Source organism: Amorphus sp. 3PC139-8 (assembly GCF_040750475.1).
GTDB lineage: Bacteria > Pseudomonadota > Alphaproteobacteria > Rhizobiales > Amorphaceae > Amorphus.
The window spans coordinates 14547-28218 of the sequence record NZ_JABJVY010000014.1; the positions used below are offsets into that span (position 1 = coordinate 14547).

A 13672-nucleotide genomic window follows, 5' to 3' on the forward strand; every position below is an offset into this window, starting at 1 on the left:
GGCATCGCCTTCGCGGCGCAACAACAGGAAGAAAGTATTCTAATTCATAGGTTTATCCTACTCGCTCCGAAACCCGTCAAGCGGCGTCAGACGCGGAGCGGTTGGAATAGACCCGTGTCGTCGGACCGAACAGAGGCTCAAATCGCGCCCTCAGGGCGATGTCCACGTCAGCCATCGCCGCCGGATGGCCGAGATCGACGAGGCTCGTCACACCGTGGTCGCGCACGCCGCAGGCGATGATGCCATCATAGTGGTCGAGATCCGGATCGACGTTGAGCGCCACGCCGTGAAACGTCACCCACCGGCGAACGCGAATGCCGATCGCGGCAATCTTGTCCTCCGCATCCGTGCCTCGGTCCGGCCGTCGCACCCAGACGCCAACCCGGTCCGCGCGGCGCTCACCGCGAACGTGAAACTCCCACAGCGTATCGATGAGCCACTGCTCCAGGCCGTAGACGAAACCGCGCACGTCCTTCGTCCGCCGCCCGAGATCGAGCATGACGTAAGCCACTCGCTGCCCCGGACCGTGATAGGTAAACTGGCCACCTCGCCCGGCCGAATGGACCGGAAAGCGATCCGGGTCGACCAAGTCTTCCCGGCGCGCACTCGTTCCGGCCGTGTAGAGCGGCGGATGTTCCACCAACCAGATCCGCTCCGGAGCCCGGCCATCGGCGATGGCAGCGGCGCGCTGCTCCATTTCGCTGACCGCCTCCTCGTATCCGACAAGGCCGTCCTCAATCACCCATTCGACCGGTGCCGCTCCGGTCTCCGCCTTCAGCCCGGCGAGATAGGCCTCCGCCGCGCCATCCACACTGCGCATCATTCCACTCGCTTACCCACAAGAAGTTCCAGAATACATCATGGCGACCCTCCAGCTTGCTTGAAACCCCCTCGCCGATTTGTTACATGCCACCTCGCTCGTCGGTGCCGGCCCTGTCCGCGCCGACAAGCTAAAGTGCGGTCGTGGCGGAATTGGTAGACGCGCAGCGTTGAGGTCGCTGTGGGGCAACCCGTGGAAGTTCGAGTCTTCTCGACCGCACCATAGCTTCATCGGCCTCGGACCGATGATGACGATAGTTCCCCAAATCATAATGTGTTCCGGGCCCGACAGCCCGGCGTGGCCTGCCGGGCTGCGGCGAGACCGCCGGTTGCGCGTTTTCGTAACCAGTCGCGGCAAAACGCGAAAAGGGCCGGCAACAGATTTGCCGACCCTCGCGAGATTGTCCGCGCTTTCCTGCAATGGCTGCGCTCAGACCCGTTCCGCTTTTCCCGGAATCACGGAATGGGTCAAAGTTGTTGTTTTTTCGCGTTTCCGGACGGCCTATCGATTTCCACGTGACCCGGAAACGCTCAGGCCGCTTGCAGACCGGTGAGCTTCTGATTGCGCTCCAACAGCAAGCTCCAGTTGCCCTGCGATGCGATATGCAGGGCGATCGCGTCCGTCCATCCGGACTTGTGCCATTCCGCCAACGTCTCGGCGGGCAGAGCCCGATAGCGCTCGGGATCGACGAGCCGCATCCCGCTCAGCCGGTAGCGGCTCTTGTCGGGGAATTCCATGTCGGCGTGACGTTCCACTAGGAGATCCTGGTCCACCAGCGCCTTCAAGAACGCCACGTCCTTCTCAAATTGCAGGCGCAGAGCCTCGCAAAGCTGGAGCGCCGGTTGCGCGCCCTCGCCGGCCTTGCCGTCATCGGTGAACAATGGGGCGCCGTTTTCCGCTTCCGACGCCTTCTTCACCCGTTCGCTTGCGGTGTCGACTGCAAGGATCCGCCGATCAACCCCCTGCTCTTCGACGAAGATGAAGGGATAACGACGGAGATAGGCCGGGATATAGGCGTCTTCAGCCCACGTGCCGTCCGGCTTCACGAACAAGTTCTGCCCCTGTTTCAGACCGGTGATGGCAACCGTGGAAACGGTCTCGCCCGTCGACACGAACACGATCGGGAAATTGCGAACCGCCGGCATGAACTCGCCAACTGTCAGCGGAATTGCGTTGGCTTCAGCCGCAAACGTGAAGTCCGGCGCCTGCGTCAGAACCAGGTCCTTGTGTTCCTCAAACCGCAGCACCTGCGGCGTCCGGTAAAACAACGGCAAATCGTTCGCCATGGATCTCTCCCACCTCAGCTAACCCGAGGACGTAGCGCCGTGACGGGTTAAGGTCCACCAACTTCAACAGAAAGGGGCGAACTCGAGCGCGCCATCATGCGTTTCCCGCTCGACACCCTTACGGGGCAGACGGTTCGATCGCTGACACAACCGCCAGAACGAACCGTCGCGCAAACCAAAGGAGAGATCCAATGGCCAACGCGTCGAAAAAACACATCGGGCCGGGCGCCAAAGGCAAGCAGGACGGCTCCGGCGCGGAGACCGAACTGCCGAAGGACATGGTCGACGAAAACGAGATTTTGTCGAATCGAGACAAGTCCCGCCATCCGGAAAGCCGCGGTCTCGACAGCAAATATGTTCAGACGGAGCAGCGTCAGGACACGCCGGAGAATCAGCAGCCGAAGCGGGATAACTCCTGACGAAACGCGGCGACGGGCGCGTTCCGTGAACAATTCGCGCCACGTTCTCGTCCCTGGAGCCTCGATCCACAGCCCCGGCCAAAAGCCGGGGCGATCTCGTCGAACGCCATTTTTCTCCGGCGGGTGATTTCGCCGACAGATCATATCGTCTAACTGTCTCCCCAGTCGTCTCGCGCTGCCACCTCTCGACCCGTGGCCGAAACGAACTAGAACCTTGAAAATCCGTCCGCTCCCGATGTCCTTGGCCACTCCCGCCGTTTCCGTGTGGGCTGTTCCAGAAGGGTCGCTTGATGGCAGATGCCAGCGAAGCCGATATCCGGACCGAGATCGCGCCCCTCTTCCGCGACGATGAGGGCCATCTGAACGCGGCCTATCTCGAGGCGGTTCAGGCGGCGATCGTCTCGGAGGATCGTGCCGCGCTGGAAGAGCTCACGGAAGGGCTGCACGAGGTCGACGTCGGCGAGCTTCTGACAGCGCTGACACCCGAACTCCGGCTCGGCTACATCGAGATTCTGGGCGACGAGTTCGACTACACGGCGCTGACCGAGCTCGACGAGGCGATCCGTCTCCAGATCCTGGAAAACTTGCCGCCGCACACGGTGGCGAATGGCCTCGCCGCGCTCGATTCCGACGACGCCGTCTACATTCTGGAAGACCTGGAAGAGGACGAAAAGCAGGCGATCCTAGCCCGCCTGCCTTTCGCCAAGCGCCATCGGCTGGCCCGCTCCCTCGACTACCCGGAGGAGACGGCCGGCCGGCGCATGCAGTCCGACTTCGTCGCGCTGCCGCCATTCTGGTCCGTCGGCCAGGTCATCGACGCGTTGCGCGAAGAGGACGATCTGCCGGATTCGTTCTACCAGATCTTCGTGGTCGATCCCGCCTTCCGGCTGCTGGGAACCGTCTCGCTCGACCGGCTTCTCAGGACGCCGCGACCGACCCGAATCTCCGAAATCATGAACGAGACCCCGCACACGGTGCTGGCAACGGAGGACCAGGAGGAAGTCGCGCGCGTGTTCCAGCGCTACAACCTCGTCTCCGCGGCGGTCGTTGACGAAAGCGACCGCCTGGTCGGCGTGCTCACCATCGACGATATCGTCGACATCATCGAGGAAGAGGCGGAAGAAGACATTCGCTACCTCACCGGTGCCGGTGACGCTGAGCTGTCGGACACGGTCTACTACACCGCCCGCACCCGAATCCCCTGGCTGCTCATCAATATGGCGACGGCCTTTCTGGCCGCATCGGTGATCGGCCTGTTCGACGGCACGATCCAGCAAATGGTGGCGCTGGCGATTCTAATGCCGATCGTCGCCTCGATCGGGGGCAACGCCGGCATTCAGGCGATGACAGTGACCGTGCGCGCGCTCGCTGCCAAATCCATCTCCACGCGCAACACCGCACGCGTCATCGGGCGCGAGATCCTGGTCGCGCTCGCAAACGGCACGATCGTCGCCGTCGTGGTCGGGCTCATTGCCGGATTGTGGTTTCAGAACCCGGAGCTCGGCGGGGTTATCGCCACTGCACTAGTCTTCAACGTGCTGTGCGCCGGCTTCTTCGGCGTGGTGACTCCGATCGTGCTGGACAAGCTTGGCGCCGACCCGGCGGTGGCGTCATCGGTGTTCCTGACGACGCTGACCGACGTCATCGGCTTCCTCGCCTTCCTCGGCCTCGCCGCCTGGTGGTTCGGCATCTATTAGCCACCCCGAATCATCCTCGGGGCCCAGCGCATCCACTCCGTCCCCTTGACGCGCAAGCCGCGCCCGGTCCACTGTCGCCGTCCGTGAAGCGGGGCGCCTTCGGCACATCGTGTCGAGGGCTGAGAAGCACCCGTCGAACCTGATCTGGGTCATGCCAGCGAAGGGATCTTCACCTGTCGGGACTTCTCCCGATTCGGATGAATTCCTTCGCCTCACTTTCTGGCCGGGCAACGCGTCGATCCGAAGGGTCCGTCGCAGTTCCCGGACGGTTGATTTCGGAGGCGATCTCTCATGAACATCGACGACGTCGCGGACATTGTCGGGCGCATCCGCGAGCGCCAGCCGCTGGTCCACAACATCACCAACTTCGTGGTGATGAACACGACCGCGAACGCCCTGCTTTCGGTGGGCGCCTCACCCGCCATGGTCCATTCGACCGACGAGGTGGAAGAGTTCGTCCGCCTGGCCTCCGCGCTGGTGGTCAACATCGGCACCCTATCGGCGGACTGGGCCGCAGCGATGAAGCTCGCCGCCGGTGAGGCGAACCGGCGAAATATCCCCTGGGCGCTCGACCCTGTCGGCATCGGCGCCACCCGCTACCGCACTCAGCTCGCCGCAGACCTCGTCAGCCTGAAGCCGACGACGATCCGGGGCAACGGCAGCGAGATCATCGCGCTTTCGGGCAGCGTCGACGCCCGCCCCCGCGGCGTCGATAGCCAGCACGGCTCCGAGGCCGCGCTCGATGCCGCACGTGCGCTTGCCGCGCAGACCGGCCATGTCGTCGCGATCACCGGCGTCAGCGACTATGTCACCGACGGCGAGCGGCTTGCCCGCATCGACGGCGGCCATGCGCTGATGCCCAAGGTAACGGGGCTCGGCTGTGCCGCAACCGCCCTGATCGGCGGCTTTCTGGCCGTGGAGCCCGATCCGTTCCGGGCAACGACCGCAGCACTGGCAACCTTCGCTGCCGCCGGCAAGCATGCCAGCGATCACGTGGACGGCCCCGGCACGCTCCCTCCCGTCCTGCTCGACGCGCTGCACAGGCTCGATCGCACCATGCTTGCCGCGAACGCGTCGATTTCGGTGGAGTGAGCGCCATGGCGAAGCCCGCTTTCGACCTGACGCTCTACTTCGTGACCGACCACCGCCAGTCCTTCGAGCACACCTGTGCCGTCGTTCGCGAAGCTGTTGCCGGCGGCGTCACGATGGTTCAGCTTCGCCATCCCGACCTCGACGGCGGCGAGCTTCTGGAACAGGCGCGCGCCTTGAAAGCGCTTCTCGCCGGCACCGGTGTGCCGCTGATCCTCAACGATCGCGTCGACGTCGCTCATGCGAGCGGCGCCGAAGGCGTTCATATCGGTCAAAGCGATCTTCCGCCGTCTGCCGCTCGCGCGATCCTGGGACCGGACGCGATCATCGGGCTTTCCGCGGTGACGGAGGCCGAAATGGCGGCGATCAACCCGGTCGACGTCGACTATGTCGGGATCGGCCCCTATGCGGTCACGACCACCAAGGCGGATGCCGGCGATGCGCTGGGGATCGAAGGCACGCGCCAAGCGGTCAAAATCGCGCCTGTGCGCGCCTGTGCCATTGGCGGGATTGGTGAGAATAATGCCGCGAAGGTGGCCTCCACCGGCGTCGAAGGCATTGCTGTTGTCAGCGCGCTGTCGCTGGCGGACGATCCCCGCGCTGCCGCCGGCCGACTGCGTGCCGCATTCGAAAGCGGACGGTAGCAAACGATCCGTCGTCCATCAGAGAGCGGAGCCAGCGCGCGACCGCGCGCCGGCGTGGGCGACACAAAAAGCCAAACCGGTTCCCACTTTTCCTGGCGTTGCTCAGAACGCCTTGAACGTGATGATCGTCCGGGTATCGCGGATGCCCGGGATCGCATGAAGCTTCTCGTTCATGAACTTGCCGACGTCCTGTCCGTCCTCCAGATAGAATTTGACGAGGAGATCGAAGTCGCCGGCGATAGAATAGATCTCCGAGGCGATCTCGGCGTCTGCGATCGCATTGGCGACCTCGTAGGCCTTGCCGAGCTCGCATTTGATGAGGACGAAGAAAGGCTTCATGGCGCGGCTCCGGATCGTGTCGAGGGCTTCTATGGACTTGGTACAGCGGCTTGTGGAGGCGGCGAAGTGAAGCCGATCACGCCCTGAAGGGCAAGGCCGCCGAGACGGCTTACGGCACGGCGGACTTGACCGATGACCGGCCGATAGCCCAGACGATAGCTTCACGATCCGGCGCCGACGCGCGCCGACACAAGACGGCATGCCCAGGCGGCGTCTGAAAGAACGGTTGAGACGAACATGAACGAAGCGGTGCGCGAAGCCCGGCGCGGCTCTGTCATCAAGGGCGCGACCGGCGATTGGGAGCTGGTGATCGGGCTCGAAGTCCACGCCCAGGTCCAGTCCGAATCGAAGCTCTTCTCCGGCGCTTCCACGGCCTTTGGCGGCGATCCCAACAGCCACGTCTCGCTGGTGGATGCGGCGATGCCCGGCATGCTGCCAGTGATCAACGCCGAATGCGTGCGCCAGGCGATCCGCACGGGTCTCGGCCTGAAGGCGGAAATCAACCTCTCCTCACGCTTCGACCGGAAGAACTATTTCTATCCCGACCTGCCCCAAGGCTATCAGATCTCCCAGTACCAGTTCCCGATCGTCGGCGAAGGCATCGTCTATGTCGACATGCCGGACGGGTCCGTGGTCGAGGTCGGCATCGAGCGCGTGCACCTGGAACAGGATGCCGGCAAGTCGCTGCACGACCAGCATCCGACCAAAAGCTTCGTCGACCTGAACCGCTCCGGCGTGGCGCTGATGGAAATCGTCTCGCGGCCGGACATGCGCTCCGCCGACGAGGCCAAGGCCTATATCTCCAAGCTGCGCACCATCCTGCGCTATCTCGGCACCTCCGATGCCGACATGGAAAAGGGCAACCTGCGCGCCGACGTCAACGTCTCCGTGCGCCGGCCCGGCGAGGGATTCGGCACGCGCTGCGAGATCAAGAACGTCAACTCGATCCGCTTCGCCGGCCAGGCGATCGACTACGAGGCGCGGCGTCAGGTCGGCATCCTGGAGGACGGCGGCACCATCGACCAGGAGACCCGTCTGTTCGATGCCCGCACCGGCGAAACCCGCTCCATGCGCTCCAAGGAAGAAGCGCACGACTATCGCTACTTCCCCGATCCGGACCTGCTGCCGCTGGTGGTCGCCCAGGCCGATGTCGACGATCTGGCGGCCCACCTGCCCGAGCTGCCGGACGCCAAGAAGGCGCGCTTTGTGGCCGACTACGGGCTGACGGCCTATGACGCCGGCGTGCTGGTCTCCGACAAGGCGTCGGCCGCCTATTTCGAGCAGGTGGCCGAGGGCCGCGATGCCAAGCTGGCGGCGAACTGGGTGATCAACGAGCTGTTCGGTCGCCTCAACAAGGAAGGCCACGACATCGAAGACAGCCCGATCTCGGCATCCCAGCTCGGCGGCATCATCGACCTGATCGCCAACGAGACGATCTCCGGCAAGATCGCCAAGGACGTGTTCGAGATCGTTTGGTCGGAAGGTGGCGATCCCGCCAAGGTGGTCGAGGAGCGCGGCCTGAAGCAGGTGACCGACACCGGCGCGATCGAGTCCGCTGTCGACGAGGTGATCGCGGCGAATCCGGACAAGGTCGAGCAGGCGAAGGCGAAGCCGTCCATGGCCGGCTGGTTTGTCGGCCAGGTCATGAAGGCGACCGGCGGCAAAGCCAACCCGAAAGCGGTCAACGAAATCGTCAAGGCGAAACTCGGGGTCGAATAGCGCCCGAGTTGGGCCCAGCCGGCGCCATAAAGAAGTCGCAGTTGAATTGGGAACCATTCGACTGCGTCCCGTCTTTTCTATCCAATCGCTCCTTGCGACTTTGCTTGCAGAGATCCGGCAAAGGGGCGCGTGGATAGGAGGACTCTTCGATGTCCCGGATGAACCTTGCCTTGATACTTGGCGCAGCCATCGCCGCCGCGCCCATTGCCGCCTCGGCCCAGAACAACCCGCCGGCTTCGGTGGTCATCATGCTCGATCAGCAGCGTGCCAGGCAGGCTCCGCCGCCGCGTTACGATCGCGACCCGCGCCACGGCAGGGACCACGGAGGCCACCATCGCTACGAGCGGGATGCGTATCGCCATCCGGGTCCGCCGCCGCGGCGACCCCACTACCACCGAGGCCCGCCGGCCCATGCGCCAGCCTACGGCTATCGAAACGGGCCGCGCTACGAGAGGCAGCAGATCGTACCCGGCTTCTATGTGGTGACGCCGCGCCGCTGATCGGCGTAGCGATTGAAACGAACAGGCGCGTCGGCCATGCCGGCGCGCTTTTTTGTTCTCTCTGAGCGAGCGCACCGCTCGCGGCACTTGGCCTCGTCTCGCAAGGCGCGCATAACCGGCCGCATGAGCATCATCTACATCGACGCCGACGCCTGCCCGGTGAAGGAGGAAACGCTGAAGGTCGCCGAGCGCCACGGGCTTCAAGTGGTCATCGTCTCCAACGGTGGCATCCGGCCAAGTCGCGACCCGATGGTGAAGACGGTGGTGGTGCCGGAAGGGCCTGACGCAGCCGACAAGTGGATCGCCGATCGGATCGGTCCCGGAGACATCTGCGTCACCGGCGACATTCCGCTCGCGGCACGGTGCCTGGAAGCCGGCTCCCAAGCGCTGAAACACAACGGCGAGCCGTTCACCCCGGCCAATATCGGCAACATGCTCGGCATGCGCGACCTGATGGCCGACCTGCGGGCCTCCAATCCGCTTGCCATGGCCGGCGGCGGCAAGTCTTTTGCCAAAACGGACCGATCGCGCTTTCTCCACGCACTGGACCAGATGGTACGTCGCGCAAAACGAGAAGGTGAACGGACATGACGGACGATGGGACGACCAACCCGCTCGGCCAGCCGATTGGCGCAGAAGTGCCCGGCTGGGAGCAGCGGCCGCATCCGCCGCGCACGCCGATCGAGGGGCGAATCTGTCGCATCGAACCGCTCGATCCGGACCGCCACGCGGGCGACCTGTTCGCCGCCGTCTCGGCCGACACCGAAGGGCGGATGTGGACCTACCTTCCCTACGGACCGTTCGTCGAGGAAGACCTCTATCGCGCGTGGCTTGCGGAAGCCGCTACCGGCTCCGATCCACTGTTTTACACCATCGTCGACACCGCGACCGGCAAGGCACTTGGGCTTGCAAGCTATTTGCGCATCGACACCAGGAACGGCTCCATCGAGGTCGGCCACGTCGCCTATCCGCCGGCCTTGCAGCGCACGATCGCGGGAACGGAGGCCCAATTCCTCCTGATGCGGCGCGCCTTCGACGAGCTCGGCTACCGGCGCTACGAGTGGAAATGCAACGCTCTGAACGACGCCTCCAAGCGCGCGGCCGAGCGTTACGGCTTCACTTATGAAGGAACCTTCCGTCAGGCCGCCGTGGTCAAAGGCCGAAATCGCGACACGGCATGGTTCTCCATCCTCGACAGCGAATGGCCAGCGGTGCGCGCCGGCTTCGAAGCTTGGCTCGGCCCGGCGAATTTCGACGGCCAGGGCCGGCAGACGCAATCGCTCGCCGACTTGATCGGTCTGCATAGCTAACATGCCGGCGAAGGCGGCCCGGCACCTCTATAATCGGCCCGTCAACGTTACCGCGTTCATCAAATATCGGTGGTGAAACGATTACCGGAAACGAAAAGAATGAACGCATGTGGGTGAGGAATCGGGAAAGGCGATGAACGAGTTAGCCACAAGACAGTTCGAACCTCGCGATCCGGACTATGAGCGCAGGATCCGAGACAGTTTCGCGCGACAGGGGTTCATGACCACCCTCGGCGTGGAGATCGACCGGATCGCGCCAGGCGCCGTCGACCTTGCCCTACCCTATCAGCCGGGCCTGACCCAGCAGCACGGCTATTTCCATGCAGGCGGCACCACCACGCTCGCCGATACGGCGGCCGGCTATGCGGCCCTGTCGCTCTATCCTTCCGGCAGCGGCGTGCTCACGAGCGAATTCAAGGTCAATCTGCTCAACCCGGCCCAGGGCAAGCGCCTGGTTGCCAAGGGACGCGTGCTCAAGCCCGGCCGGATGCTCACCATCTGCCAAGCGGACGTCTATGGCACGAAGGAGGGCAAGCCGATCCACATCCTGACCGGCCTGTTCACCATGGTCCGCCTGGACGATCTCAAGGATTAGGTCGCACTGACGCCTTACCGCGACACTGCCGTTCCGACGTGGTGAAAGCCGACCACATCGGGCACGCCCTTGAGCGAGCCCTGGTCCAGATGCTCGATCGCAAAACCTGTTCCGGTCAGTAGCGCGATCGGATCACGATCAAGATGGCATCCGCACGCAAGCGGCCGCCAAAGCGGCGTCAGACGCTCCTGCAGGCGTGCCGTCGACGCGTTGGTCGAGCGCCCATGTTCGCAGAAGTGCATGCGTCCGCCGGGCTTGAGGATGCGGCGAGCCTCCGACAGAGCGGCGTTCACATCTGGGATCGAGCAGAGCGTGTAGGTGACGACCACCGTGTCGGCGCTTGCCGTTTCCAGCGAGAGCGCTTCAGCCGATTCGCCGAGAAATTCCAAGGAAAGGCCGTCCGCTCGCCGCGCAAGCTGGTCCGGATCGCTGTGACCGTCGGGCGGGTTCACGGCAATCAGACGCGTGACCTTCTGCCGGTCATAGAAAGGCAGATTGTGGCCGCCGCCCACGCCGAGTTCGACCACCACACCCTGCGCCTTCGGAACCACTTTCTGGCGCTGGCGCGCGAGCACGCCGGCGCCGCATGCCATCCGGATCAATTTCGGCCCGATCAGCCGCTGGTAGATGCCCATCGTTTCCGTCTCATGGCATGTGCTCTTTGTTTAGGAGATCGGCATATAGGCGCGCCGCTTCAATGCGGCATCCCGGCCGGATCATCGGTTGCGGGTCCGGAAGCGCTTGCCTACCCCCGCCAGCCGGGCCAACTTGAGCGCGAAGAGCCCGACCAACGGCCCGATGTGAGGACCCCGAGCGATGCGCAACGATCTTCCCGTTTTCGATTTCGGCCTCGGTGAAACCGCCGACATGCTGCGCGATACCGTGCGCACCTTCTCCGACGACAAGATTGCGCCGATTGCCGCCGAGATCGACCGGACCAACGAGTTTCCGCGCCATCTCTGGCCGGAAATGGGTGCGCTGGGCCTGCACGGCATCACCGTTGAGGAAGAGTATGGCGGCTCCGGGCTCGGCTACCTGGAGCACTGCATCGCCATGGAGGAGGTCAGCCGCGGCTCGGCTTCGGTCGGTCTCTCCTACGGTGCGCACTCCAATCTGTGTGTCAACCAGATCCGGCGTAACGGCACCGAAGAGCAGAAGCGCACCTATCTGCCGAAACTGATCTCCGGAGAGCACGTTGGCGGGCTTGCCATGTCGGAGCCCGGTGCGGGGTCCGACGTGGTCTCCATGCGCACCCGGGCGGAGAAGCGTGGCGATCGCTACGTCCTCAACGGCTCCAAGATGTGGATCACCAACGGTCCGGTTGCTGAAACGCTGGTGGTTTACGCTAAGACCGATCCGGAGGCTGGGCCACGCGGCATCACGGCATTCCTGATCGAAAAGGGCATGGCCGGCTTCCGCCCGGCCCAGAAGCTCGACAAGCTCGGCATGCGCGGCTCCGACACCTCCGAGCTCGTGTTCGAGGATTGCGAGGTGCCAGAGGAGAACGTGCTCGGCCAGGTCGGCAAGGGCGTGAACGTGCTAATGTCCGGGCTCGACTATGAACGGGTGGTGCTTGCCGCAGGGCCGCTCGGCATCATGCAGGCGGCCCTCGACGTGGTCGTGCCCTACCTTCACGAGCGCAAGCAGTTCGGCCAGCCGATCGGCGAATTTCAGCTCATGCAGAGCAAGCTCGCCGACATGTATGTCGCGCTCAACGCCTGCCGATCCTACGTCTACGCCGTCGCGAAAGCCTGCGATACCGGCCGCACCACTCGGGAAGACGCCGCCGGCGCGATCCTCTACGCCGCCGAACAGGCGACCAAGGTCGCGCTCGACGCGATCCAATGCCTCGGCGGCAATGGTTACATCAACGACTATCCGACCGGCCGACTTCTGCGCGATGCCAAGCTCTACGAGATCGGTGCGGGCACCAGCGAAATCCGGCGGATGCTGATCGGGCGGGAGCTGTTCCAGAAATCGGGCTAAACGCCGATCGCGCAAACAGTGTCCAGCATCCGCAAACGAGGAGCCGATCCCATGCCCATTTCCGTTGAGGAGGTGACGGCGCTCGGCGAGCGCTGGTGCGACACGTTGCGCCACGGCGGTACGGTGGCCGAACGCGAAGCCCTGTTTCTGCACCACCCGGCACGGATCTATATGCAGGAATCCGGCGCGTCGATCTCGCTTGAGGAGCACCACGCCTATCATAGCCAGTTTGCGGCCCAGCACTTGGAGCTCGGCGACTTCGTGGTCGCCCAGCTCTCCGACGCGCCGGAACGCGCCCGCGCGATCGGTTCATTCTATTGGGAGGCACACTATTCCACCCCAGAAGGCAGGCCGCCGTTGCGCTGCATCGTGGGAGAAGACTGGATTGTGGAGCGTCATAGCGATGGCGAGCTAAAATTCGTCCTATGGCTCAACACGTTGCACCACTTCTTACCGGATAGCGCAGTCCATGCGCTCAAGCTCCGCTAGAGGCTTTTCCAGGCGAAATGGAGAGTCGGATCCCCGCCGATGAGCTATTCAGGCACCTGGATCGTCTCCAGGTAGGCGATGAAATTGTTAATGGTCACCGGGTCCCAGGCAAATTCCGGCATATCCGGATGGCCGGTGACGATCCCCTCCGCGAGTGCCTCCTGGAGATAGCGCACAGGATAGTTCCGGCCGAGAAAGCGGAATGGAGGCGCCTCGGGAAGCGAGCTCGCCCCTTCGGTGCCGACGGCATGGCAGCCTGAACACAACTCTTCGGCGACCTGCTGTCCTTTTTCGACATCCGCAGCCGGCTCCGGCACGTCGTCCTCCATGCCGGCGGCGATGTCGCCCTCGCCTCCTTGAGGCCCCTCTGTCTCCGATTGCGCTTGCGCGGAAGCCCAAGGGACCGCCATCATCGCGAATGCCACGACGAAACAGACGGCAAGCCCGGTCCGGGTGCGCTCCAACATGACAGGCTTCCTCGCTGCTGTTTGCAAGACAAGCGCTAAGACGACGATCGGTTTCGTCAGCCAAGCCTCTGCCTTACCTGATTCTGAACGCAGCTACATTGGCATGATTCAAAAGACGGCGTCGATGGGGTTTGCCCTGACCAGCCGAGACCAGGCGTCTACGGCGGTATCTACTCATCGAAATCACGGGCTTCGCCTTTTGATTGCTGCATTTTTCGAGCTTAACTACTTGCAGACTTCCTAAATCGCCTTCTGGTTGGTTGCATCGCACGCGCGCACAAACGACAGTGGCGATCTGCATTAAAAGTTCCA

The 13672-nt window shown here is 63.7% G+C and carries 17 protein-coding genes, 1 tRNA gene and 1 riboswitch; of the genes, 13 read left to right on the forward strand and 5 right to left on the reverse strand.

Features of this window, described 5'->3' with window-relative positions; genetic code table 11:
• Positions 1–76 precede the first annotated feature (76 nt).
• A complete protein-coding gene (gene lipB, locus HNS03_RS14120) occupies positions 77–820 on the reverse strand; it encodes a lipoyl(octanoyl) transferase LipB (protein ID WP_367196145.1) in 744 nt (247 codons plus the stop codon).
• Positions 821–957: 137 nt separating this feature from the next.
• Between lipB and HNS03_RS14125 the strand changes: the two genes are divergently transcribed.
• Positions 958–1042, forward strand: a tRNA-Leu gene (locus HNS03_RS14125).
• A 308-nt stretch (positions 1043–1350) separates the two neighbouring features.
• On the opposite strand, the gene HNS03_RS14130 is transcribed toward HNS03_RS14125, so the two are convergent.
• Positions 1351–2106, reverse strand: coding sequence for a SapC family protein (locus HNS03_RS14130; RefSeq protein WP_367196146.1), 756 nt, complete (start codon positions 2104–2106; stop codon positions 1351–1353).
• A 191-nt stretch (positions 2107–2297) separates the two neighbouring features.
• On the opposite strand from HNS03_RS14130, the gene HNS03_RS14135 reads away from it, so the two are divergent.
• From HNS03_RS14135 to thiE, 4 genes are all read left to right on the forward strand, one after another.
• Positions 2298–2525, forward strand: coding sequence for a hypothetical protein (locus HNS03_RS14135; RefSeq protein WP_367196147.1), 228 nt, complete (start codon positions 2298–2300; stop codon positions 2523–2525).
• A 290-nt stretch (positions 2526–2815) separates the two neighbouring features.
• Positions 2816–4222 carry a magnesium transporter gene (mgtE, locus tag HNS03_RS14140; RefSeq protein WP_367196148.1) on the forward strand — a complete coding sequence of 469 codons (1407 nt, stop codon included), beginning with the start codon at positions 2816–2818 and terminating at the stop codon, positions 4220–4222.
• Positions 4223–4301: 79 nt separating this feature from the next.
• Positions 4302–4406: riboswitch (TPP riboswitch) on the forward strand.
• A 107-nt stretch (positions 4407–4513) separates the two neighbouring features.
• Positions 4514–5314, forward strand: a complete 801-nt coding sequence (gene thiM, locus HNS03_RS14145) for a hydroxyethylthiazole kinase (protein ID WP_367196149.1) — start codon at positions 4514–4516, stop codon at positions 5312–5314.
• A gap of 5 nt (positions 5315–5319) precedes the next feature.
• Entirely contained in the window at positions 5320–5955 is a 636-nt protein-coding gene (gene thiE, locus HNS03_RS14150) for a thiamine phosphate synthase (protein ID WP_367196150.1), read from the forward strand.
• A 102-nt stretch (positions 5956–6057) separates the two neighbouring features.
• Here thiE and HNS03_RS14155 read toward each other — a convergent pair whose 3' ends face one another.
• Positions 6058–6294: an Lrp/AsnC ligand binding domain-containing protein gene (locus tag HNS03_RS14155; protein WP_367196151.1), complete on the reverse strand. Its 237-nt coding sequence runs from the start codon at positions 6292–6294 to the stop codon at positions 6058–6060.
• A 237-nt stretch (positions 6295–6531) separates the two neighbouring features.
• Between HNS03_RS14155 and gatB the strand changes: the two genes are divergently transcribed.
• The 5 genes from gatB to HNS03_RS14180 all read left to right on the forward strand — a co-directional run bounded on the left by gatB (position 6532) and on the right by HNS03_RS14180 (position 10418).
• Entirely contained in the window at positions 6532–8013 is a 1482-nt protein-coding gene (gatB, locus tag HNS03_RS14160; RefSeq protein WP_367196152.1) for an Asp-tRNA(Asn)/Glu-tRNA(Gln) amidotransferase subunit GatB, read from the forward strand.
• 149 nt (positions 8014–8162) lie between these two features.
• Positions 8163–8513, forward strand: a complete 351-nt coding sequence (locus tag HNS03_RS14165) for a hypothetical protein (protein WP_367196153.1) — start codon at positions 8163–8165, stop codon at positions 8511–8513.
• 111 nt (positions 8514–8624) lie between these two features.
• Positions 8625–9104, forward strand: a complete 480-nt coding sequence (locus HNS03_RS14170; protein ID WP_367196249.1) for a YaiI/YqxD family protein — start codon at positions 8625–8627, stop codon at positions 9102–9104.
• Positions 9101–9823: a GNAT family N-acetyltransferase gene (locus HNS03_RS14175; protein ID WP_367196154.1), complete on the forward strand. Its 723-nt coding sequence runs from the start codon at positions 9101–9103 to the stop codon at positions 9821–9823. Before HNS03_RS14170 ends, HNS03_RS14175 begins: the two co-directional genes overlap by 4 nt.
• A 220-nt stretch (positions 9824–10043) precedes the next feature.
• Positions 10044–10418, forward strand: coding sequence for a PaaI family thioesterase (locus HNS03_RS14180; protein WP_367196155.1), 375 nt, complete (start codon positions 10044–10046; stop codon positions 10416–10418).
• Between the two features lie 14 nt (positions 10419–10432).
• Here HNS03_RS14180 and HNS03_RS14185 read toward each other — a convergent pair whose 3' ends face one another.
• Positions 10433–11053: a class I SAM-dependent methyltransferase gene (locus tag HNS03_RS14185; protein WP_367196156.1), complete on the reverse strand. Its 621-nt coding sequence runs from the start codon at positions 11051–11053 to the stop codon at positions 10433–10435.
• A gap of 181 nt (positions 11054–11234) precedes the next feature.
• Here HNS03_RS14185 and HNS03_RS14190 point away from each other — a divergent pair, with 181 nt between their 5' ends.
• Positions 11235–12404 (forward strand): isovaleryl-CoA dehydrogenase, encoded by a 1170-nt coding sequence (locus tag HNS03_RS14190; protein WP_367196157.1) that lies wholly within the window; start codon positions 11235–11237, stop codon positions 12402–12404.
• Between the two features lie 51 nt (positions 12405–12455).
• Positions 12456–12893 carry a hypothetical protein gene (locus HNS03_RS14195; RefSeq protein WP_367196158.1) on the forward strand — a complete coding sequence of 146 codons (438 nt, stop codon included), beginning with the start codon at positions 12456–12458 and terminating at the stop codon, positions 12891–12893.
• A gap of 44 nt (positions 12894–12937) precedes the next feature.
• Here the strand turns inward: HNS03_RS14195 and HNS03_RS14200 are convergent, their stop codons facing one another.
• Positions 12938–13360 (reverse strand): c-type cytochrome, encoded by a 423-nt coding sequence (locus HNS03_RS14200; protein WP_367196159.1) that lies wholly within the window; start codon positions 13358–13360, stop codon positions 12938–12940.
• On the opposite strand from HNS03_RS14200, the gene HNS03_RS14205 reads away from it, so the two are divergent.
• On the forward strand, positions 13359–13604 hold the full coding sequence (locus HNS03_RS14205; protein ID WP_367196160.1) for a hypothetical protein: 246 nt from the start codon (positions 13359–13361) through the stop codon (positions 13602–13604). The two genes, HNS03_RS14200 and HNS03_RS14205, sit on opposite strands and share 2 nt — an antisense overlap.
• The last annotated feature ends 68 nt before the right edge of the window (positions 13605–13672 follow it).